Annotated in this window: 18 protein-coding genes; 5 read left to right on the forward strand and 13 right to left on the reverse strand. The window is 71.5% G+C overall.

Annotated features, from left to right (window positions below; genetic code table 11):
- Nucleotides 1–37: 37 nt before the first annotated feature.
- Nucleotides 38–514 carry a helix-turn-helix domain-containing protein gene (locus ACN9MM_RS07310; protein WP_426362878.1) on the reverse strand — a complete coding sequence of 159 codons (477 nt, stop codon included), beginning with the start codon at nt 512–514 and terminating at the stop codon, nt 38–40.
- A 283-nt stretch (nt 515–797) separates the two neighbouring features.
- On the opposite strand from ACN9MM_RS07310, the gene ACN9MM_RS07315 reads away from it, so the two are divergent.
- Nucleotides 798–3,128 carry a LuxR C-terminal-related transcriptional regulator gene (locus ACN9MM_RS07315; protein WP_426362879.1) on the forward strand — a complete coding sequence of 777 codons (2,331 nt, stop codon included), beginning with the start codon at nt 798–800 and terminating at the stop codon, nt 3,126–3,128.
- A gap of 187 nt (nt 3,129–3,315) precedes the next feature.
- On the opposite strand, the gene ACN9MM_RS07320 is transcribed toward ACN9MM_RS07315, so the two are convergent.
- Complete coding sequence (locus ACN9MM_RS07320; protein ID WP_426362880.1) at nt 3,316–4,518, reverse strand: MAB_1171c family putative transporter; 1,203 nt, start codon at nt 4,516–4,518, stop codon at nt 3,316–3,318.
- Nucleotides 4,511–5,041 (reverse strand): ParH-like protein, encoded by a 531-nt coding sequence (locus ACN9MM_RS07325; protein ID WP_426362881.1) that lies wholly within the window; start codon nt 5,039–5,041, stop codon nt 4,511–4,513. Before ACN9MM_RS07325 ends, ACN9MM_RS07320 begins: the two co-directional genes overlap by 8 nt.
- A 401-nt stretch (nt 5,042–5,442) precedes the next feature.
- On the opposite strand from ACN9MM_RS07325, the gene ACN9MM_RS07330 reads away from it, so the two are divergent.
- On the forward strand, nt 5,443–6,150 hold the full coding sequence (locus tag ACN9MM_RS07330; protein ID WP_426362882.1) for a hypothetical protein: 708 nt from the start codon (nt 5,443–5,445) through the stop codon (nt 6,148–6,150).
- 203 nt (nt 6,151–6,353) lie between these two features.
- Here ACN9MM_RS07330 and ACN9MM_RS07335 read toward each other — a convergent pair whose 3' ends face one another.
- The 4 genes from ACN9MM_RS07335 to ACN9MM_RS07350 form a co-directional block, all read right to left on the reverse strand.
- Nucleotides 6,354–7,148 carry a fumarylacetoacetate hydrolase family protein gene (locus tag ACN9MM_RS07335; RefSeq protein ID WP_426362883.1) on the reverse strand — a complete coding sequence of 265 codons (795 nt, stop codon included), beginning with the start codon at nt 7,146–7,148 and terminating at the stop codon, nt 6,354–6,356.
- 91 nt (nt 7,149–7,239) lie between these two features.
- Nucleotides 7,240–7,605, reverse strand: a complete 366-nt coding sequence (locus ACN9MM_RS07340; protein ID WP_426362884.1) for a hypothetical protein — start codon at nt 7,603–7,605, stop codon at nt 7,240–7,242.
- Nucleotides 7,606–7,769: 164 nt separating this feature from the next.
- A complete protein-coding gene (locus tag ACN9MM_RS07345) occupies nt 7,770–9,215 on the reverse strand; it encodes a hypothetical protein (protein WP_426362885.1) in 1,446 nt (481 codons plus the stop codon).
- Nucleotides 9,216–9,265: 50 nt separating this feature from the next.
- Nucleotides 9,266–9,706: a hypothetical protein gene (locus ACN9MM_RS07350; protein WP_426362886.1), complete on the reverse strand. Its 441-nt coding sequence runs from the start codon at nt 9,704–9,706 to the stop codon at nt 9,266–9,268.
- Between the two features lie 384 nt (nt 9,707–10,090).
- Here ACN9MM_RS07350 and ACN9MM_RS07355 point away from each other — a divergent pair, with 384 nt between their 5' ends.
- Nucleotides 10,091–11,404, forward strand: a complete 1,314-nt coding sequence (locus ACN9MM_RS07355; protein ID WP_426362887.1) for a tyrosine-type recombinase/integrase — start codon at nt 10,091–10,093, stop codon at nt 11,402–11,404.
- On the opposite strand, the gene ACN9MM_RS07360 is transcribed toward ACN9MM_RS07355, so the two are convergent.
- Nucleotides 11,352–12,743, reverse strand: a complete 1,392-nt coding sequence (locus ACN9MM_RS07360; protein ID WP_426362888.1) for a peptidase C39 family protein — start codon at nt 12,741–12,743, stop codon at nt 11,352–11,354. The genes ACN9MM_RS07355 and ACN9MM_RS07360 overlap by 53 nt on opposite strands.
- Before the next feature lie 238 nt (nt 12,744–12,981).
- Here ACN9MM_RS07360 and ACN9MM_RS07365 point away from each other — a divergent pair, with 238 nt between their 5' ends.
- Complete coding sequence (locus ACN9MM_RS07365) at nt 12,982–13,611, forward strand: uridine kinase family protein (protein WP_426362889.1); 630 nt, start codon at nt 12,982–12,984, stop codon at nt 13,609–13,611.
- 320 nt (nt 13,612–13,931) lie between these two features.
- A complete protein-coding gene (locus ACN9MM_RS07370; protein ID WP_426368694.1) occupies nt 13,932–15,848 on the forward strand; it encodes an AAA family ATPase in 1,917 nt (638 codons plus the stop codon).
- Here the strand turns inward: ACN9MM_RS07370 and ACN9MM_RS07375 are convergent.
- The 5 genes from ACN9MM_RS07375 to ACN9MM_RS07395 all read right to left on the reverse strand — a co-directional run bounded on the left by ACN9MM_RS07375 (nt 15,845) and on the right by ACN9MM_RS07395 (nt 20,186).
- Nucleotides 15,845–16,897 (reverse strand): hemolysin family protein, encoded by a 1,053-nt coding sequence (locus tag ACN9MM_RS07375; protein ID WP_426362890.1) that lies wholly within the window; start codon nt 16,895–16,897, stop codon nt 15,845–15,847. The two genes, ACN9MM_RS07370 and ACN9MM_RS07375, sit on opposite strands and share 4 nt — an antisense overlap.
- Complete coding sequence (locus tag ACN9MM_RS07380; protein WP_426362891.1) at nt 16,894–18,276, reverse strand: hemolysin family protein; 1,383 nt, start codon at nt 18,274–18,276, stop codon at nt 16,894–16,896. The genes ACN9MM_RS07375 and ACN9MM_RS07380 overlap by 4 nt, the downstream gene beginning before the upstream one ends.
- Nucleotides 18,277–18,517: 241 nt before the next feature.
- Complete coding sequence (locus ACN9MM_RS07385) at nt 18,518–18,970, reverse strand: PH domain-containing protein (RefSeq protein WP_426362892.1); 453 nt, start codon at nt 18,968–18,970, stop codon at nt 18,518–18,520.
- A gap of 44 nt (nt 18,971–19,014) precedes the next feature.
- Entirely contained in the window at nt 19,015–19,863 is an 849-nt protein-coding gene (hisG, locus tag ACN9MM_RS07390; protein WP_356905071.1) for an ATP phosphoribosyltransferase, read from the reverse strand.
- 50 nt (nt 19,864–19,913) lie between these two features.
- The gene (locus tag ACN9MM_RS07395) at nt 19,914–20,186 is read right to left on the reverse strand and encodes a phosphoribosyl-ATP diphosphatase (protein WP_382868363.1); all 273 of its coding nucleotides are present in this window, start codon (nt 20,184–20,186) and stop codon (nt 19,914–19,916) included.
- Nucleotides 20,187–20,207 lie beyond the last annotated feature (21 nt).

Raw genomic sequence — 20,207 nt, forward strand, 5'->3', positions numbered from 1 at the left:
TGCCCGGACGGGCCGCCCCGCACGGTGCGGTCGGCCCTCAGACCTGGTCGTCGCGGGGTTCCGCCGCAGGCGGGGCCTCCCCCGCGCCCCGGGCACGCCGGGCGGCCGCCTCACGGACGGCGATCACGTCGATGAGGTCGCTGACGGTGCCGAGCGCCTCGGAGGAGAGCCCGACCGCACGCAGGGCCACACTGCGCACCCCGGCGTCCCGCAGGGCGCCGAGGAGTTCGATCTCCGCGGCGATCTTCGCACCGTGCTCGTCGTCGAAGAAGTAGGCGACCGGGACCTCGAAGTGGTCGGCCAGGGCTTCCAGATGGCGCTTGGTCGGGTTGTTCCTCCGCCCGGTGCGCAACTGCCACAGGTACGTGGTCGAGAAGGACACCCCGGCGGCCTCCCGGCACGCGGTGGCGACCTCCTCGTTGCTGAACGGCAGGCCATCGGGCCTGCGGGCGAGCCGGAAGAGTCCGTCGATCTTCCGGCTCAGCGACGACGGCTCGGGTTCCGCTTCGGCCACTGCCCACTCCCTTCGGCCGCCGCCCTCCCGTGCTCCTACCCCACGAGCGCGAGCAAATCCGTTGATTTTCACTGTAGTTGACACCCCCGAAGCCGACAGCCATGCTGAAGTGGTAAACGGATATGAAAACTGCGAAATGGTTGTTCATCTCAGCTGAAACGCCTGGCTGTCCCCACCCGCCTGGGTCCACCCCCCGGAGCCGTCCTTGACGATCCCCGCGCCCTCAACTGTGAAGAACGCCCGCCCGTCCGCTGCGCGCCCACCCGCCGCGTTCCCCGCCGACATGGTCGGACGGGACGCCGAGATCGCCGCGCTGTCGGCGCTGCTGACGGATCCGTCGACCCCCGGAGTGCTGCTGACCGGCGTCCCCGGTGCGGGCAAGACACGGCTCGCGGCCGAGGCGGCGGCGGCGTACCGCGCGTCGACCGGCGCCACCACCGTGCGCCTGGAGACCACGGAGGAGCCGTACGAGGACAGCGCGCTCGACCTCCTCGGCGGCCTCATCGCCGGCCGGGACGCGGGAGGAGCCAGGCCGCTCCTGCTCGTCGACGACCTCGACCGCTCGGACCACCACCGGCTGCTGCGGGCCTGCGCGGCCGCGTCCGTCGTGGTACTCGGCACGGCCCGCCAGCCCCCCGCGGCCCACGGCCTGGTCCCCTTCCCGGTGGACCCGCTGCCCGTGCCGCTCGACTGCTCGGCGCTGGATCTCGGCGCGTTGGCGCGCGTTCCCTCGGTGCAGGTGTACCTCGCCTGCCTGCGCACGATCAATCCCGCGTTCTCCCTCCAACTGCACAATCAGCAGGTCATCGCCCGGACCTGCGTCGAGGTGGGCGGCAACCCCGGCGCGCTCTGCCGCACCGCGCGGGTCGCCGCACTGGAGAGCCCCGAGGTGGCGTGGGCCTCGCTCGGCGACCGGACCGTCCCGTACCCGGTCCCCACCGGGGACGGCGCCCCCTCCGCGGCGCCCGACGGCGATCCGCGTGACACCCCTCCCCGGGCCGCCGACGGGACGCCCAGCTGGCTGCTGGCCCACTGCCAGGTGTTCAGCGGCGGCTTCGGCCCCGAGGCGCTGCGCCACATCACGGCCGTCGCTCCGGAGGAGTTCTCCTCGGCGCTGGAGACCCTTCTGCGCGGCCATCTGCTCACCGCCTCCACCCTGCCGTCCGGCCGCCTGGACGGCACGGCCCGGTTCCGGCTCCGGCTGCCGCCGGACGGACCCGCACGCCGGCTCCCGCCGCCCGAGGACACCGCGGCCCGGCTGGCGCACGCCCGCTACTACGCGGCCCTGGCCCGCGCCGCCGCCGACCGGATCGTCTCGGGGCACCAGCACTCGGGCCTGACCGCCTTCTGGAGCGAGGAACGCAACCTCCGTACGGCACTGGAGACCCTGCTCCGCCACGGGCGGACCGAGGAGGCGCTCGGCCTCGTCGACGGCATCCGCGTCTACTGGCGGGCGACGGGCGGCTGGAGCACCTGGGCCGAAGGGCGTCCCCGCCCCGACCCGTCGTGGACCGCGACCGGCCACCGCGACCGGATCCGCGTCGACCTCCTGCTCGGCGAGGCGGGCATCCTGGCGGGCCAGCCCGAGGCCGCCACGGACCTGCTGGACCGGATCACCGCGGATGCCGCCCAAGCCGCGGGGCTGTCCGCGCGGGTGACGCGGCTGCGGGCCCTGTGCGTCCTGGCCTCCGACCCCTGCCGCGGCACGACCCTGCTCCACGAGGCGGCCGACCGGCACCGGTCCGACGGCGACCGCCACGAGGCCCGCTACGTGTCGCTGGAGGCCGCACTCGCGGGATTCCGTCTCGGAGACACGGCGGCCGCGGCGGCCACCGCACTGGAGGTGCTGGCCGAGGCCCAGCAGGCGCGCGACACGCTCGCCGCCGGTGCCGCCCTGCTCCACCTGGCCGTCTTCGCCGCCGCGGAGGGACGCGCGCAGGCCACCGCGCACTACTGCGAGCGGGCCCTGTCGGCCCTGCGCGTCCTGGGGCCGCCGGCCGTCCTGGGCGCCATCGCCACCACGCTGGGCAGTCCCGCCCTGCCCGACGTCGCCGAACGCGCCATCGGCACCGCCCGCGGCCTGGGCGCCTTCCACACCTGGCGCGGCGCGTACCCGGAGGAGGCGGGCACGCCCGACTTCGCCATGGCCCGGCTGGAGGAGCCGGTGCGGGAGCTGCTGGGCGAGGCCGCCTTCTCCCGTGCCCTGGTCGAGGGCTCCCGAGTGTCGCTCCCTGACCTGTTGGCCTCCCTCGTCCCGGCCCCCGCCCCTCCCGCCGCCACACCCACGGGCTCCTTACCCCCGGACACCCGAACCCGGATCGAGCCGTTGACGCCGCGTCAGACCGAGGTCTCGCGCCTGGTGACGGCCGGTCTGAGCAACCGGCAGATCGCCCACCGGCTCGCGATCTCGGAGTGGACGGTGGTGAACCACATCCGGGACACGATGAAGAAGCTGGGCTGTTCCTCCCGAGTGGAGATAGCGAGCTGGATGCACCACTCCGGCCTGCGCCCGTCCCCGGAACCACCCCTGTTCTTCCGTACGGCCCTTGCTCCGACCACCCCCACCCGGTCCGGACCGACGCTCATCCCGTCCTGGGCCCTGTCGTCGAAGTGACGCCGCGTCCCGGGCGGGACTCCAGTGACGCCGTGTCCCGGGCGGGACTCCTCGGGACCGCCCGCCCGGGCCCCGCGAGCCCGGCGTGATCCGAAAGACAGGCTCTCGGTGTATTGACCCGCGCTGTTGACGCGGGTGATGGGTGAGTGGTGTCCGTCGAGTGCGGTGTGGTCGACAACGCTCGTGATCAATCCACCCGGCGCCCCACCCGATGACGCATGTGCTCCACCAGCCCGGCCACGGTGAACGCCTCGGCCACCTGGACCAGCCATGCCGCTTCCTCCTCGACCGAGCAGTCGACCGGGTAGGCGAGCGCGACGTCCCGGTCCGCCGGGGCGCCGGGGCCGGTCCTGGCGGACTCCAGTGCGGCGGCGATGACCGCTGCCTCCGCCATCGCCGCGCGGCCCGCGGGCGGCACGGGGAACCGGGCCAGCGCCGCGTCCGACAGCGCGCGGGCATCGGGGGGAACGAAGGCGCGGAGCTCCAGGTAGCCGTCCCGGATCTCGATCACCCGGCGATAGAGGGCGAACTCGGACCGGTGCAGGGAGAACAGACGCACCGGCGGCCAACCCAGGTCCAGGGCCGTCCCGGGGGAGACGGCCTGCAACGCCGACCACAGCGGCTCCAGGGCACGGTAGGTCCGGTAGGCCCGTAGCCACCGCCCGGCCGCGGTGGTGACGGAGACCCAGCCCCCGGCGGTGCCGCCCAGGACGCCCAGGACCAGACAGCACAGGCCGAGCATCCTGCCCACCGGGTCCAGCCCGGCGCTCTGCCGGCCGTCCAGGGCCACGGTGACGATCGCCGACACACCCCACAGGGCCCAGACGAGGCCCACCGCGACACTGGCCGTGATCAGCCGCAGGCCCGTGCGCAGCGCGCCCGGACCCAGCCCCCGGGCGAACCGGTGCACCGGGACCAGGAACATGGCCAGGCACCACAGGCTGTAGCCGGTGAAGACCGTGTCGCTGGAGGCGAGGAGCACTGCTCCGCTCCCCTCCACGAGAAGCGAACCGTGTCGGGTGCGTACGCCGGAGGAGAGGAACAGCACCGCGCACAGCACGAGGGCCGCGAGGGTGACGCCGATGTGCAGCCGTCCAGTCAGCAGTCGAGACCGGGGCAGGCCGATCTCGATGACGGCCAGCGGGAGGAAGGCGAGGGCGGCCATCTCCGTCTCGCGGCCCAGGAGGTGGGTCAGCCGGGGGGCCCACAGCCACTCCAGGTACATCGTCGGGGCGGCCAGCAGGGTCATCGCCGCAGCCATGCAGAATCCGAAGCGGCACAGGTGGCGCACCGCGTAGGGCGAGTCGCTTCCGTTGCGCAGCAGACGCAGTTCGTAGCAGCCCAGCCACAGCGCGGCGACGGCCGGGAGGTACGCGAGCAGGTCAGACACGTGACCGCTCGGGCCGGCGGGAGGGGGCCCCGACGAGGGTTCCGGCCCGCTCGTGGTCCCGTCCCGGCGCGGGACCTTCCCTCAGCGCGCGGTGCAGGATGAGAGAGGCGAGCAGTTCCGCCTCCTGCTCGGCGGGCTCTGCGTACACGGTGCGGCCCAGGACCCGGCGCACCAGGTCGGGGGAGAGTCCGGGCAGCAGCGCGCGTACGCCCGACGTCTCGGGGGTGGGCATCCGATCGTGCCCGCAGAGCAGGTGGGCCGCCTCGTGTACGAGGATGTGCTGCCGGTGCAGTGCGCTGGTCCCCGGGGTGCACAGGATGTAGTCGGCGTGGTCGGTCGTCAGTAGCAGACCGCAGGGGATCGCCGCGTCCACCGCGACCGGCAGGACCTCGATCGGGCGGCCACGCCGTTCGGCCAGGAGGGTCAGGAAGGTCTCGGCGTCGAAGGGGTCCGGCAGTTCGAGCCCCTCCGAGAGGGCGCGGGCCCTCCGCCACAGGCGTCTGTGCGACCGGTCGGTGAGCATCGGGGACCCCTCCCGGCGGAACGGCACCACCGCCGCTCCGCGTCTGCTGTCTTCGAGCAACCCGACGTCCCCCCTGGGCCGCTCAGACATCCGCTCCGAAGGATCAGCTCAACCAAAACGCATACTTTTCGATTGTATGCACGCCCAGCCGTACGCCGACAGAGCGCCTATCGCGCTCCCGACACCGCTCGACCAAGGCCACGGCGGACCGTACGGCCGGCTCACGCAGGACGGCCAGAAGTCCCGTGGCCTTCCGGGACTTGAGTGCGTCCTGCCCGGCCGCGAGGCGGGCGTGATCGACAATCGCCGCATACCGGCGGAGGGCCCGGCGGTGTCCATGCGAAGGGGCACGGTGGGCGACGGACAGCTGACGGTGTTCGGAAGGCTCGTACGGGAAGCGCATGGACCTGGCACTGGAGTCGTCGGCCATCGGACCGGCGACCCTGGAGCGCTGGGAGACCACCGCCTTCGAGTACGCGCACGCCTACCAGACCGTGCCACCGCACCGGCTTCTCGCCGATGTCCTCGCCGACTTCACCGAGGTACAGCGGCTGCTTGAGCAGCGCCAGCCCATCCGCTACCGCCGACGCCTCTGCCGGGTCGCCGCCCAACTCGCCACCCTCGCCGCGAACTTCGCCTCCGCCCTCGGCGCCCACCGCGAGGTCCGCGGATGGTTCCACACCGGACGCCTCGCCGCCTCGGAAGCCGGGGACAACCAGCTCGAAGGCGCGCTCACCGTACGCTCGGCCATCGTCCCCCTCTCCTACGGGACCCCTGCCTCCGCCCACGAGCAGGCCGCCCGGGCACGCCGCATCCTGGGCGACACGATCGGCCCCGCCACCACCCGCGGCCTGCTCGTCGAGGCCCGGGCGCTCGCCCGCATGGGGCGCGGGGGCGAGGCGTTGCCGCTGCTCCGCCAGGCCGAGGACGCGTTCGGCCGGCTGACAGCCGAGGACCGTGACGACCCCTCCTTCGGCCCTACCGAGCGGCAGTTCCTGTGGCACCTCGCAACGCATGGACGCACCTGGGCCGCACCGAGGACGCCTGGCAGGTCCAGCACCGCGCCCTCGACCTCGACCCGCCCACCGAGTACCTCGACCCGACCCTGATCCGCCTGGACCGCGCGACGCGCCTTGCCCGGAGTGGCGAGCCGGAGGAGGCGTACCGCACTGCCACACAGGCCCTGACGGCACTGCCGGACGAGCACCGCACCGGCATGGTCATGAAGTACGCGACCGACTTCAGCCGCACGGCCGAACACGCCCCGCTCGCCGGGAGGGAGTTCGCCGAGCTGCTGCGAGCTTGAGCCGAGCTACTGGCCGACCACGGGATTGGCCAGGGCGCCGATCCCGGAGACGTGCACGGCGACCTCGTCGCCCGGGACGACCGGGCCCACTCCGGCCGGCGTACCTGTCAGCAGCACGTCACCCGGCTCCAGCGTGACCGCCGCCGTGATGTAGGCCAGCAGGGAAGCGACCGGATGCAGCATGGTGTCCGTACCGGCCGACTGCCGCTCCTCGCCGTTCACCTCGCAGCGCACGACGAGCTTCGCCGGGTCGAGGCCGGTGACGATCCACGGCCCGAGCGGGCAGAACGTGTCGAACGCCTTCGCCCAGGACGGCTGCCCGTCCTCCCGCTGGATGTCCCGGGCGGTCACGTCGTTGGCGCAGGTGTAGCCGAAGACGTACTCCAGCGCGTGCTCGGCGGGTACGTCGCGGGCCTTACGGCCGATGACCACGGCGAGCTCGGCCTCGTAGTGCACCTCGTGCGACTGGGCCGGGTAGCGGATCGGCTCTCCGGGGCCGATCACGGCCGACGGCGGCTTGAAGAAGAGCCGGGGCGCGGCCGGCATGTCCAGACTCAACTCGGCGATGTGATCGGCGTAGTTCCGGCCGACCGCCACGATCTTCCCGGGGCTGACCGGGGCGAGTAGCCGTACGTCGTGAAGCGGGAGGCGGCGGCCGGTGAGTTCCGCCGCTCCCCTCACCGGATCGGCGCTCAGCACCTCCAGGACGTCGTCCCCGCCCTCAGCGATGAGGCGCCCGTGAAGAACGTCGCCCTTCCACTCGAACCTGGCCAGCCGCTGCGATTCACCCGTCAGCCTCATGCCTGAACCGTACCGGTGCGCCGAGAGCCGCGGGCCGGGAGGACGATCAGAAGGCGTGGAGGTACACCAGGCGGTTGTGGTGCCGGGCCGGTCAGTATGCCGCCAGGTAGACCCGTACGCGATCCCCCGAAACCTCGCCGATGTGGATCTCGATGCCTTGGATGTGGCGGCGTCTTGAGTCGCCGACACAGGGCGGACACGCGCTCGTCGTGCGCACGCGCTTGAGCTCTTGCGGTGGTGTGAGCCCGAGGTGCTTGAACCCGTCTCCGCTCAACGACGAGGACGACGAGGACGACGAGCCTTCCACGGCCAAGGGGTAGTCGGGGTGCAGGTCCTTGGTGATCGCCTCCGCGGTCTGCTCGCTCGTGACGAAGGACAGCAGGTAGACGTTCTCCTGCGGCTGTACCCGTACGCCGCCCTTCACCTCCGTCGCCCCCTGGGGGATCTGGATCTTCATGAACGCCGCTGACTCCGGGGCGCCCGCTCCCTTCTCCCAGCCGGCGGAGGGAGCCGTGCGCGTGACGTGGTCCGAGGGCGCGGACGTACAGCCGCCAAGTGTCAGCCCCGCGGCGAGGGCGGCCGCCGGGACCAGCAGGCGGACTCTCGCGGTACGGCAGGGCATCATCGGTTCTTCTCCTCGCCTCGGGACACGTCGCCCCGGGTGCCTTCGTGTCCCTGGTCCTCTGGAGTGATGGTCGGGGGTGTGGAGCTGTCGAGATCGTGGTGGTGGGTGGAGCTGCCGCCCTGCATGTCGAATTCCTGGCCGAAGCCCACCTTGTGCAGGCGGCCCATGTCGTCGTCCGAGATGTTGATGAGGCCGCCGAGGAAGGGTGTGGACTTGTTGTGGTCCCAGTTGTAGCGGTCCCAGACGTTGACCTGGTAGTCGAGTGAGACCTTGGGCGCGCCGCCGTGACTGTCCGGGGTGACGGTGACGAACCCGGAGACGTTGTGTGCGTTGGATCCCACCGCGTGGAACCACTCGTCGCTCCCCAAGTTCGTGTGCTTGGTCCTGCTCTCAACCGGGATGACCACGGTCTCGACACCCCCGGCCTTGTGGAATTCATCCAGTGCCTGCCGTCGCCAGGCGTCTTGGTTATCGGCGACGTGATCGTTCTCGATTTCTGACCGGAATCCGGGGTCGTCGGCCAGTATCCGGTCCACGTCGAGGTTGAGCGTTTCGCCGGTGCCTCGCAGGTAGTGCAGCATGTTGCGGGAGGCTCCGGTCTCTCCGACGGCGTCGCCGGCCGTCGCGATGGCCAGGGCCCGCGCATGGAACCACAGGTCCTCGGGGGTGGGCTCTTCCACGTTGAACCGGCCGGAGCCGCGGTCGGGGGAGTGCCACTGGTACCGCGGGTCCATGACGCCAGCCGCTCGGAGTTCGTCGCCCTTCTCCTTCAGCAGGATGCCGCGGGTAACCGGGTCGAGGCCCTGCCACCAGGCGGGGACGTCCTTGCGGTCCTTGGGCATGTTGGCGGCCTTGCCGGCCTCCTCCAGGGACGGGTAGGGGCTCGCCTGGGGGTTCCGGTTGAAGCCGTTGAAGGTCCCGTCCATGGGGTCGGAGTCGAGGACGGCGGCATCGAGGGCCAGGCGGATGCCGTCGTCGGCGTCGGTGATTGCCTTGACCGCTTGGACGAGCTTTTCGGCCCACTCGTTCGCCTGGGTGCGGGCGGTCTGCTGGAAGTCGGGGTCGTGGACATAGGCCGTGCGCTCGCCCTGGGCGAGCCGCTCCGTGTCGAAGGCGACCGTGCCCTGGTCGGAGACGCGCATGCCCGCCCGGACGGCGTCGTCACGGATCGCCTTGAGCCGGTTGCGCAGGTCGGTGAGCTGGGCGTGCGCGTCACGCAGGACGAGTGCGACGGCCTTCGCCTCCTTCTGCGCTCCTTGGAGTTCCTTGAGCGTGACGGTGAACCTGGCGTTGGCGGCGTTGGCGCTCAGGCCGATCCAGGACTCGCCGAGCGAGACGCCGTGGACGTCCTTCTCGTACTGCTCCTCGAGCGTCTTGAACTTGGCGGCCATCTCCTCCCACTTGCCCGCGGCGGCGGTCAGCGTGGATAGGTCGGTGCTCATGGCTTCGTAATAGGTCGGCATGACTCCCCTGCGGCCGGACTGCCGGCCCGTCAGATGCCTTGGATCCGCGACTGGCGGGCCAGTCGGGCGGCGATGTCGAGTTCGTTGTTCTGCATGCTGATGCCGGTCGCGCTGAGGGCCTGCTTCTCCGAGGACAGGCGGCCGAGCAGCGTCTTGACCTGCTTCTCCCACGTCTCGTGGGCTCTCTTCAGCGCGCCGGAGGTGTCCCAGCCGTGGCCGTCCTTCGCCCCGAACGCCTTGACCGCGGCACTCGTGGTCTCGGCCGCGTGCTTGCCGTCCCTCGTGATCCCCGGCTCCAGGTCGTCGTTGATCGCTTTCGCTGCCGCCTTCTTGGCCGCCGGGCTGGAGGCCATGTCGGGCTTGCCGGCACCGCCGCCTTCCGCCGCCGGAGCGAGCTGGTTCAGGCGCGTCGACGCGGATTGGTGGGCTGCCGTGTCCGCCTTGATCTGCTCCCATTCGTCCCAGGCCATGCGTCTCCCCGTTGGTAGTCCCTCAAGTAACTTACGGAACGGGGACCGCGTACAGAAAGTTAGATCGGGTCAGAGGGCGTTGGAGTGGCTGAATCGCGCCGCGGCTGGTGCACGCTCCTGAAACTGTGCGGGTCGCGGGGCCGGGAGCGAGTGGCTCTTGTCCGTGGAGATCGGATCCGCCCCCTTGGACAGTCCCACTGCCGATCACCGCCCGGATGAACCGATCGGTGCGCCACAACCGCCACCTGCCGCCGAGACCGAGCGCACCGACGAGATAGGGCCAGATCACGTTCCAGAAGGCCACCAGGAGGACGGCGCTCACGCCCCCAAGGATGACGCTCCCCTTCTCACCCCTTCCACGAGTCCCTGGAGTTGACCCCTGAGTTGAAGGCGCTGCTCATTCGCCACCTCAGCGCCCCGCTCACCGCTCGCCTGCGTGCGAGGACGCGAGTCGTCAAATCTTCACGTGCTCAGGAATTTGGCGCGGCCGGAAACATCGACTACAACACCACCCACACTGAAAAACACGGCCAACGACCGTGTGAGCAGAGATGGGTGAACAGGTTGGCGCAAATCATCGATAACGGTTCTGCCGCGTCGGGCAAGCGGTGGACTGTCCGATACCGGGAGCCGGGCGGACGCACCGGGCGTCAGCGGGAGAAGTCGTTCGCCCGGAAGAAGGACGCGGTCGACTTCGCCACCAAGATGGAAGGCGACAAGCGCGAGAACATCTACGTCGACCCCGACGCCGGCAAGGTGTCGCTCCGCCGGTACGCGGACGACTGGCTCGCGAAGAAGACCGCTTCCGCCGGCACCCTCGAGTCGTACGAGCGCATCGTCCGCCTCCACGTGGTCCCCCACCTGGGGAGCAAGATGATCTCGCAGGTCACCGCAGCGGACATCGAGGGTCTGTACGCACGCTGGCGCCGGGATGGGGCGGCCCTCAACACCATCGAGTCCCGGCACATCGCCCTCTCGGCGCTGTTCTCCCACGCTGTGCGCCACAGGCGGATTCCCGTGAATCCCATGACGCAGGCCAAGAAGCTGGATAACCCTGTCATTCCTGTCGACGACAGGAAACTTCCCAGCTTCGACGAGATAACCGCCATCGCCAAGGAGATCGGACCTCGCCTGTCTCCGGCGGTATGGCTCATGACGTGTTGCGGACTTCGCATAGGGGAATCTCTGGGAGTCTTCCCGGAAGACATGCGCGACGGCACCCTGCGAATCCGGCGGCAGGTGATTCGCTACAAGGACACCTCCGGAAAGTACCTACCGAAATACGCCCCGTTGAAGCATCGGAAAGAAGGCGAATGGCGCGACATACCCGTGCCGGCTTCCCTTGAGCCGTTCATCGACCGGCTTCCGATCCGCAATGCGAGCGGCGGAATGCCGTATCCCGATCTTCTACGCAAGTCGTGGGACCGCGCCATCAGGCGGCTCGAGCTTCCCGCATACAACCCGCACGACTTGCGGCATAAATGGACCACCGTGGCCCTGACCAACGGAGTATCCATCCACGAGGTGTCTCGCTGGCTCGGACATCGTTCGATCAAGGTCACGGTGGACCGGTACGGCCACCTCACGCAGGACGGCCAGGAGCGCTGCCGTCAGGTCGTCGAGACGACCGTCGGGCCGCACATGCTCACACCAGGCCGAGCGCCTGCAGCGCGCGGTGCTGACTTGGTGCTGACTTGACCGGCCAGAAGATGTAGCAGACTCCCCCCGTACCGCCTCTGACCTTGCCGTTCGCGTCGTAGCGCTTCGTACGCAGCCAGATGTTCTCCCACTCGTGCCGAAGGTAGACCCGGCGGACGGCCTCGTTGCTCGGGGAGGCCGGGTCGTTCGCGATCACGTCGCCGGCCGGGGTGAAGCCGATGACCGTCATCAGGTGGCCCGAGGTGCCGTATCCGGCTCCGGTCAGTTCCTCCTTGCGGAAGGACTGGGACGTTATGGCCGGGATGCCCGCCCTCACCAGCGATTCCAGTTCCGTCAGGGAGCGGAGGCGGGTGACCACCGCGTTCATGTCCGGGTAGCCGGCCGCGTAGGCGGCGTTGAAGGGCCAGTTGCCGCAGCCCTGGTACTGGTGGTCGTAGGTGAATCGGGCCGCGTGGCAGACCTGCGGGTCGGCGAAGGCCGGGTCCACCCAGGCCAGCTGCTCGGCCGAGGGCCGGCGCCCCCAGTACTCGACGATCATCTGGGACGAGGTCGGGCTGCACCAGGCCTCGCCGCCGTTGTCGTACTCGGGGTACTGGCCGACGTGGGTGTTCTGGGAGTAGCGCGGGACCTCCAGCTCGTGCGCAGGGCCGGGCTCGGAGGCCGGGACCGTGAAGCGGTCCGGGATGTCGGAGGCCATGGCGCCGAACCGCCAGACCGTCGGGGTGAGGTCGCTGCCCGGGGTGCGGTACAGGGTCAGGCGCAGCCGGTACGAGCGCAGCCGCAGGCCGCTCGCCGCGTCGTCGATCGCGAAGGTGTCGGTCCAGACGGTGCTCTTCCCGTCGGTCTGGTCGTCGACCGAGGTGCGCCGGATGTCGTCGTCGCCGGAGGCCCAGCGCCCCAGCACGTACCAGGGGGTGGCGGTGGCGTCGGAGTACGTGCCGGACAGTTCGGCCTGGAGCCAGGTGCCGGGGGGCGTGGCTGCGTTCCAGGAGGCGATGACCTCGGTGGCGGGCACGGCCGGGGTGTGGACGGGCGAGGTCCAGGTCGCGTACTCCCAGGCGGAGGTGCGGCCGGTGTGCGGGTCGGTGTAGTCGACGCTTCCGGCGGGGGTGGCGAGGACCAGGGCGGGGCGGTGGCCGGCGACCGCCTTCGTACCGGCGGCCGTGCCGCACCTCCAGTCCGTGTACGAGGACCAGAAGCGGTTGTCGACGAGTCCGGCGGCGGGGGCGTGGCCGCGTTCGGCGGCGTCCGGTGCGGGCGCGCGTTCCGGTGCGGGCGCGCCGTCCGGTGCGGCGGTGGCGGGGCCGGCGGCCGCCGTTCCCGCGGCGGCCGCGAGCGCCGCGGCGAGGACGGTTCTGCGTGGGGTGGAGCTGGTCATGGGCGGTGACCCCCAGTCGAGAACGGTGGGCGTGCGAAGGTGCCGAGGTGCGGGCCGGCGGGCGTACGGACCCGCCGCGCCTCGCGGACGGGACGGGGCTGCGCGGGCCCACTATCCCGGCTCCGGCGGGGCCTCCGCCAGCACTTCGCCCCGCGTCGCCGCACCAATATTGGTCTCCACCACTGGCGGCGGTACCTCCCTGACCTGCGGCGGTCCCCCGCTCCCCTACCCTGGGGCCATGAACGACCTCGACCGCGCGGCGCACGCGCTGCTCCGGCTGCCGCCCTCCTGCGGACCGGTCCGGCTGGTCGCGGTCGACGGCCACGCGGGCTCCGGCAAGTCCACCCTCGCGGCCCGTCTCTCCGCCGCCCTCGGCGACGTCCCCGTCCTCCACCTCGACGACCTCGCCACGCACGAGGAGCTCTTCGCGTGGACGGGCCGGCTGCGGGAGCAGGTCCTGGAGCCGCTCTCCCGGGGTGAGACCGCCTCCTACCGCCCGTACGACTGGCGGCTGCGGCGCTTCGGGGAGCCGCGGGAGCTGCGTCCGGCCCCGGTGGTCCTCGTCGAGGGCGTCGGCGCGGGCCGGCGGGCGGTGCGGCCGTTCCTGGCGTGGCTGCTGTGGATGGAGCGCGGGCCCGAGGAGTCCTGGACGCGCGGCCGCCGGCGGGACGGGCCGGAGCAGGACTCCTTCTGGGACGGATGGACCGTGGCGGAGACTCGCCATTTCGGCGAGGACCCCTCCCGGGCCTTCGCCGACACCCTGGTACGGGAGTGCCAGGAGGGCTACGACTGGCTTCCCGGGCCGGCCGTGACAGCGGGCGCGCACCAGATCATCACGCACTGTGACGGCGTCATGTCCGTGAACTGAGGGGCCGAAAGTCCGCTTCCGCAAGTGCCTCAACTTCGCTTGACCCAAGGGGCGTACAGGTCTTACGTTCTGAATGTGCGGCTTTTCGGAGCCGCCGCAGACACGAAGCCCCCGGTTGTTCCCCCGTGATCGGGGGCTTCGTTCTGCCCTCGCAAGCCCCTTCGGGGCCCTCTTCGACCCTCTCGGGGACCCCTGAAGCTCACCCAGGGTCACCGATTCCGGATCATGCGCTTCTGCTTAAGTACGCACCCCCTGCGCAGGTACGATGCCCCCAGGTGCGGTCAAATCCCGTCCATGCGATGACGGTTGTGGGGGACCCGATGGACATCGGCATGCAGGGCTCGCAGGCCCCGGCCGAGCTCGCCTGGCTGCGCGGAGTCGACGCCTACACGATGGGCGCGTATCCGCAGGCGGAGGACGAGTTCCGGACGGCGGTACGGATCGATCCCGGGATGGCGGACGCCTGGCTCGGGCTGCACGCGCTCAGGGTCGACACCACGACCGCGCTCCTGCGCATGTACCGCAACCGCGAACGCTTCGGCGAGCAGCGGACCCGCTACCGGCGCACCCTGAACTCCTGGTACTGGCTGGGCTGGTGGGTGCAGCCGGTCCTGGAGAGCCCGCGCGACCTGCTGCTCGCGCACGCCTCCCACTGGCTCGACGGCCGCCACGTACCGGAGCTCGACCGCGCCCTCGCGGGCCTCCCCCCGGTCGACACCGACCCGCAGGTCCGCTTCCTGCACGCCTGCCGCGCCTACCTCGTCAAGGACTGGGACCAGCTCGTCCGGCACACCGAGACCCTCGTCGACGACCCGCTGCTCGGCATCGAGGCCGGGCTGTTCGGCGGCATGGCCCGGGTCCGCCTGGAGATGTACAGCCAGGCGGAGCCGCTCCTCTCGGCCTCGCTGATGCGCTGCCGCAGCGAGCAGCCGCAGCGCAAGGAGCTGCGCTACTGGCTCGCCCGCGCCCACGAGGGCACCGGGCGCAGCGCCGCCGCCCTTCCCCTCTACCGGGCCGTGCACCGGATCGACCCGGCGTTCATGGACACGGCCGCCCGGCTCGCGGCGATCGCCGAGTACGACGGCTTCGAGGGCTACGACGGGGTGGACGACCCGGCCGGCCTCGCGACGGTCGCGCTGGGCACCCTCGGCGGGGGCCTCGGCCAGGACGCGGTGGACACCGTGCCGGGCGCCGAGCCCGACCCCGGAGGACTCGGCGACGGGCTGCGGCTCGCACCCGAACCGGTGCCGCCCGCCGCCGTCACCCCGCCGGAGACCGTACGGCAGAAGGCCCCGCTGCCCGGCCAGCCGATGCCGCCGCGCTTCCCGGCGGGCCCCAGCGATCCGGTGCTCCTCGCCGAGGCGCTCGCGGAACTGGAGGGCATGGTCGGGCTCGAACCGGTGAAGCGCCAGGTCAAGGCGCTCTCCGCACAACTGGAGATGGCACGGCTGCGGGCCGGGCAGGGTCTCCCGGTCCAGCCGCCCAAGCGCCACTTCGTCTTCTCCGGCCCCTCGGGCACCGGGAAGACCACGGTCGCCCGGATCCTGGGGCGGGTCTTCTACGCCCTCGGCCTGCTCGGCGGCGACCACCTGGTCGAGGCCCAACGGGCGGACATGGTCGGGGAGTTCCTGGGGCAGACGGCGGTCAAGGCCAATGAGCTGATCGACTCGGCGGTCGGCGGCGTGCTGTTCGTCGACGAGGCCTACGCGCTCTCCAACACCGGCTACAGCAAGGGCGACGCCTACGGCGACGAAGCCCTCCAGGTGCTCCTCAAGCGGGCCGAGGACAACCGGGACCACCTCGTGGTGATCCTGGCCGGCTATCCCGAGGGCATGGACCGGCTGCTCAGCACCAACCCCGGTCTGTCCTCCCGGTTCACGACCCGGGTCGACTTCCCCTCGTACCGGCCGCTGGAGCTCACCGCCATCGGCGAGGTCCTCGCGGCGGCCAACGGCGACGGCTGGGACGACGAGGCCAGGGACGAGCTCCGCTCGATCAGCGGGCACGTCGTCGAGCAGGGCTGGATCGACGAGCTCGGCAACGGCCGCTTCCTGCGCACCCTGTACGAGAAGTCCTGCGCCTACCGGGACCTGCGGCTCTCCGGATACCAGGGCACCCTGAGCCGGGAGGACCTCGCCACCCTCCGGCTCGCCGACCTCATGCAGGCCTACGGCGAGGTCCTGTCGGGCCGCGGTCCGGTCGACCGCGGCCCGCAGCAGGAGCCTCCTGCGTACTAGGCCGTTACGGCTGCCGGGACCGGCTGCACGCGGTGCGCGGGGTCGCGGACCTCGCCCACCAGCATCTCCAGGACGTCCTCCAGGGCGACCAGGCCGAGGACCCGGCCCGAGCCGTCCGCGACCTGCGCCAGATGGGTGGCGGCGCGGCGCATCACGGTGAGGGCGTCGTCGAGCGGCAGCTCCGCGCGGACCGTCGCCATCGGGCGCCACAGCCGCTGAGGCACCGCCCGCTCCCGCTCCTCCAGGTCCAGGACGTCCTTCACGTGCACGAAGCCCATGAAGGTCGCCCGGCCCTCGGCGCGGACCGGGAAGCGGGAGTACCCGGTCCGTACGGTCAGCTCCTCGATCTCGCGCGGGGTGACCGACGGCGGGACGGTGACGAGGGAGGCCGAGGCGATGAGGACGTCCGTCACCGGGCGGCTGCCCAGTTCGAGGGCATCCTCCAGGCGCTCCTGCTCGGCCGGGTCGAGCAGCCCCGCCTGGCCCGCGTCCTCCACGAGACGGCCGAGCTGGGCGCTGGTGAACACCGCCTCCACCTCGTCCTTGGGCTCGACCTTGAACGCCCGCAGGACCAGCCGGGCGCAGGCGCCGAGCGCGGTCGTGACGGGCCGGCAGAGCCGGGCGAAGCCGACGAGGCCGGGGGCGAGCCGGAGGGCGGTGCGCTCGGGGTCGGCCATCGCCAGGTTCTTCGGGACCATCTCGCCGATGACGAGGTGGAGGAAGACGACCGCGGCGAGGGCGATGACGTAGCCGAGCGGGTGGATCAGCCCCTCCGGGACCCCGATCGCGTGGAAGACCGGTTCGAGGAGGTGGGCGACGGTCGGCTCGGCGACGGCGCCGAGCGTCAGGGAGCAGACGGTGATGCCGAACTGGGCGGCGGCCATCATCTGCGGCAGGTTCTCCAGGCCGTGCAGGACCTGCTTGGCCCTGGCGCCGCCGAGCGGCTCGATCTGGCTGCGCCGGACGGAGACGAGGGCGAACTCGGCACCGACGAAGAAGCCGTTGGCGAGGACCAGGAGGACGGCGAAGAGGAGTTGCAGGGTGCTCATCGGACCGCCTCCGCGGGGACCGGGACGGCGGTGGGTACGGGGGCGGGCACGATGACCGCGTCCGGGTCGGGGGCCGTACGGACGATGCGGACCCGCTCGGCGCGGTAGCGGTCGACCTGGCGCACCGAGAGGCGCCAGCCGGGGAGCTCCGCGCGGTCCCCGGGGGCCGGGATGCGCCCGAGCAGGTCGGCGACGAGGCCGGCGACGGTCTCGTACGGCCCGTCGGGCACGTCGAGGCCTATCCGGCGCAGGGTGTGGACCCGGCAGGAGCCGTCGGCCTCCCAGGCGGGACGGCCGTCCTCGGCGGGGGCCGCGGCCAGCTCGGGCCGTCCGTCGGCGGCGGTGTCGTGCTCGTCGCGGACCTCGCCGACGAGCTCCTCGACGATGTCCTCCAGGGTGACGACGCCGGCCGTGCCGCCGTACTCGTCGACGACCACCGCGATCGGCTGCTCGCGGCGCAGCCGCTCCAGGAGCGTCTGGGCGGGCAGCGTCTCGGGGACGAGGAGCGGCGGGACCGCGATCCGTCCGACGGGGGTGCGCAGGCGGGCGTGCGGGGCGACGGCGAGGGCGTCCTTGAGGTGGACCATGCCGACGATCTCGTCGATGCGGTCGCGGTAGACCGGGAAGCGGGAGAGACCGGTGGCCCGGGTGAGGTTGAGGACGTCGGCCGCGGTGGCGTCCCACTGGAGGGCGCTGACCTTCACGCGCGGGGTCATGACCTGCTCGGCGGTGAGGCCGCCGAGGCTCAGGGTCCGTACGAAGAGGTCGGCGGTGTCCTGTTCGAGCGCGCCGGCCTGGGCCGAGTGCCGGGCCAGCGAGACGAGTTCGCCGGGGGTGCGGACCGAGTCCAGCTCCTCGGTGGGCTCGACGCCCAGGAGCCGTACGAGCCGGTTGGCGACCCGGTTGAGCAGGGAGATCACCGGCCGGAACAGCGAGGAGAAGCGGCGCTGCGGGGTGGCGACGAAGCGGGCGACCTGGAGCGGCCGGGAGACCGCCCAGTTCTTCGGGACGAGCTCGCCGACCACCATCTGGACGGCGGAGGCGAGCAGCATGCCGATCACCACCGACACACCGGAGACGGCCCCTTCGGGCAGGCCGGTCGCGGTGAGCGGTCCGTGCAGGAGCCCGGCGAGCGCGGGCTCGGCGAGCATGCCGACGACCAGCGAGGTGATGGTGATGCCGAGCTGGGTGCCGGAGAGCTGGAAGGAGAGCTCGCGCAGCGCGGTGACGACGGTGCGGGCGCGCCGGTCGCCGGCGGCCGCGGCCCGCTCGGCCTCGGCGCGCTCGACGGTCACGAGACCGAACTCGGCGGCCACGAAGAAGCCGTTGGCGAGGATCAGGAGGAAGGCCGCGATGAGCAGCAGAAGGGAGACGATCATGCCGCCGCCTCCGGGGAGGGGGCGGCGCAGGTACTACCGGACGATCCGTCCATTGCTGGAGGGAGTCACTCCTCGGGTCGAAGGGTGGTCTCGCGGGCCGCGGCTGCGGCCCTGCACACGCGAGACGGTGGTGCCGCTCGGCACCACCGTCTCCAGAGTAGTCACGTGAACGCCCCGAGGGGCAGGGGGTCGGCCCCGGATGGGGGACGGACCGGGGTTTCCCCCGGCCCGCCTCAGGGGCTCAGCGGGTTTCCGCGCTCGTTCCGCGGCTGTCCGCCAGGGCCCGCAGGGCGCGGGCGTCGCGGATGGCCGATTCCCTGGCGATGCCCGGCTGGATGCCGAGCGCGGGCAGGCTGGTGCCGTCGCTCAGGTCGAGGAAGACCCACGGGTCACCGGGGCGGAGGTTGACCTTGACGATCTCCGCCCAGGCGAGCCGCCGGCTCCTGGTGATGTTGACCACCGTGACGCCGTCCTCGTCGGCGACTACCTTCGGACGGCTCAGCAGGACCAGGACCCCGGAGAGCAGCGCGGCGGTGAACACGAAGCTGGCGCGCTCCCCCGGTCCGAGCCGCTCCAGCATCAGCGCGACGGCCGTGACGACGACGAACATCGCCACCCCCAGGGTCAGCAGGATGACCCGGGTACGGCCGGGGCGGAAGGTGACCGGGAGGGCGGGCGTCGTGGACTGCGACATCGGGGGTTCCTCAGTGCCTGGTGGGACGTGCGGGCCGGCGGCCGTCAGAGGCGGCAGGCGTGGATGGCGGTGGTGAGGATGGCGCGGGCGCCGATCTCGTACAGGTCGTCCATGATCCGCTGCGCCTCCTTGGCGGGGACCATCGCGCGGACGGCGACCCAGCCCTCGTTGTGCAGCGGGGAGACGGTCGGCGACTCCAGGCCCGGGGTGAGGGCGACGGCCTGCTCCAGGTGCTCGGCCCGGCAGTCGTAGTCCATCATCACGTAGCTGCGGGCCACGAGGACGCCCTGGAGGCGGCGCATGAACTGCTGCACCTGCGGGTGGTCGTCCGAGGCGCCGTGGCGGCGGATGACGACGGCCTCGGAGGTGAGGATCGGCTCGCCGATGACCTCCAGGCCGGCGTTGCGCAGGCTGGTCCCGGTCTCCACGACGTCCGCGATGACCTGGGCGACGCCCAGCTGGATCGCGGTCTCCACCGCGCCGTCCAGGTGGACGACGGAGGCGTCGATGCCCTGGTCGGCGAGGTGCTTGGCGACGATGCCCTCGTAGGAGGTCGCGATCGTCATGCCGCCGAAGTCCTCGGGGCCGTTCGCGGTGCCCGGGCGGGTGGCGTACCGGAAGGTGGAGCGGCCGAAGTTCAGCGCGAGGATCTCCTCGGCGCTGGCGCCGGAGTCCAGGAGCAGGTCGCGGCCGGTGATGCCGATGTCCAGCTTCCCGGACGCGACGTAGATCGCGATGTCCTTCGGCCGCAGGTAGAAGAACTCGACCTCGTTGTCGGGGTCGATGACCACGAGCTCCTTGGACTCCTTGCGCTGGCGGTAGCCGGCCTCATGGAGCATTGCCGACGCAGGTCCGGAGAGGGAACCCTTGTTGGGGACGGCGATGCGCAGCATGGGGTGAGCTTCCTTTGCCTGGGAGTTTGGGGAGGGGGAGACGTGTGTGCTCAGAGGTGGGCGTAGACGTCGTCGAGCGAGATCCCGCGGGCGACCATCATCACCTGGACGTGGTACAGCAGCTGCGAGATCTCCTCGGCGGCCGCTTCCTTGCCCTCGTACTCGGCGGCCATCCAGACCTCGGCGGCCTCCTCGACGACCTTCTTGCCGATGGCATGGACGCCCTTGTCCACCAGCTCCGCGGTGCGGGAGGTGGCCGGGTCGCCGGTCTCTGCCTTGAGCTTGAGCTCGGAGAAGAGCTCTTCGAAGGTTTTATTCGCCATGATGGTCCTAAGAGTACGGGG

The organism is Streptomyces sp. E-08 (genome assembly GCF_049913095.1).
GTDB lineage: Bacteria > Actinomycetota > Actinomycetes > Streptomycetales > Streptomycetaceae > Streptomyces.

Coding starts and splice junctions, on each gene's coding strand:
- ACN9MM_RS07315 (WP_426362879.1), top strand. CDS start 798: ATGGTCGGACGGGACGCCGAGATCGCCGCGCTGTCGGCGCTGCTGACG.
- ACN9MM_RS07325 (WP_426362881.1), bottom strand. CDS start 5,041: ATGCTCACCGACCGGTCGCACAGACGCCTGTGGCGGAGGGCCCGCGCC.
- ACN9MM_RS07330 (WP_426362882.1), top strand. CDS start 5,443: ATGGACCTGGCACTGGAGTCGTCGGCCATCGGACCGGCGACCCTGGAG.
- ACN9MM_RS07335 (WP_426362883.1), bottom strand. CDS start 7,148: ATGAGGCTGACGGGTGAATCGCAGCGGCTGGCCAGGTTCGAGTGGAAG.
- ACN9MM_RS07340 (WP_426362884.1), bottom strand. CDS start 7,605: ATGAAGATCCAGATCCCCCAGGGGGCGACGGAGGTGAAGGGCGGCGTA.
- ACN9MM_RS07345 (WP_426362885.1), bottom strand. CDS start 9,215: ATGAGCACCGACCTATCCACGCTGACCGCCGCCGCGGGCAAGTGGGAG.
- ACN9MM_RS07350 (WP_426362886.1), bottom strand. CDS start 9,706: ATGGCCTGGGACGAATGGGAGCAGATCAAGGCGGACACGGCAGCCCAC.
- ACN9MM_RS07360 (WP_426362888.1), bottom strand. CDS start 12,743: ATGACCAGCTCCACCCCACGCAGAACCGTCCTCGCCGCGGCGCTCGCG.
- ACN9MM_RS07365 (WP_426362889.1), top strand. CDS start 12,982: ATGAACGACCTCGACCGCGCGGCGCACGCGCTGCTCCGGCTGCCGCCC.
- ACN9MM_RS07370 (WP_426368694.1), top strand. CDS start 13,932: ATGGACATCGGCATGCAGGGCTCGCAGGCCCCGGCCGAGCTCGCCTGG.
- ACN9MM_RS07375 (WP_426362890.1), bottom strand. CDS start 16,897: ATGAGCACCCTGCAACTCCTCTTCGCCGTCCTCCTGGTCCTCGCCAAC.
- ACN9MM_RS07380 (WP_426362891.1), bottom strand. CDS start 18,276: ATGATCGTCTCCCTTCTGCTGCTCATCGCGGCCTTCCTCCTGATCCTC.
- ACN9MM_RS07385 (WP_426362892.1), bottom strand. CDS start 18,970: ATGTCGCAGTCCACGACGCCCGCCCTCCCGGTCACCTTCCGCCCCGGC.
- hisG (WP_356905071.1), bottom strand. CDS start 19,863: ATGCTGCGCATCGCCGTCCCCAACAAGGGTTCCCTCTCCGGACCTGCG.
- ACN9MM_RS07395 (WP_382868363.1), bottom strand. CDS start 20,186: ATGGCGAATAAAACCTTCGAAGAGCTCTTCTCCGAGCTCAAGCTCAAG.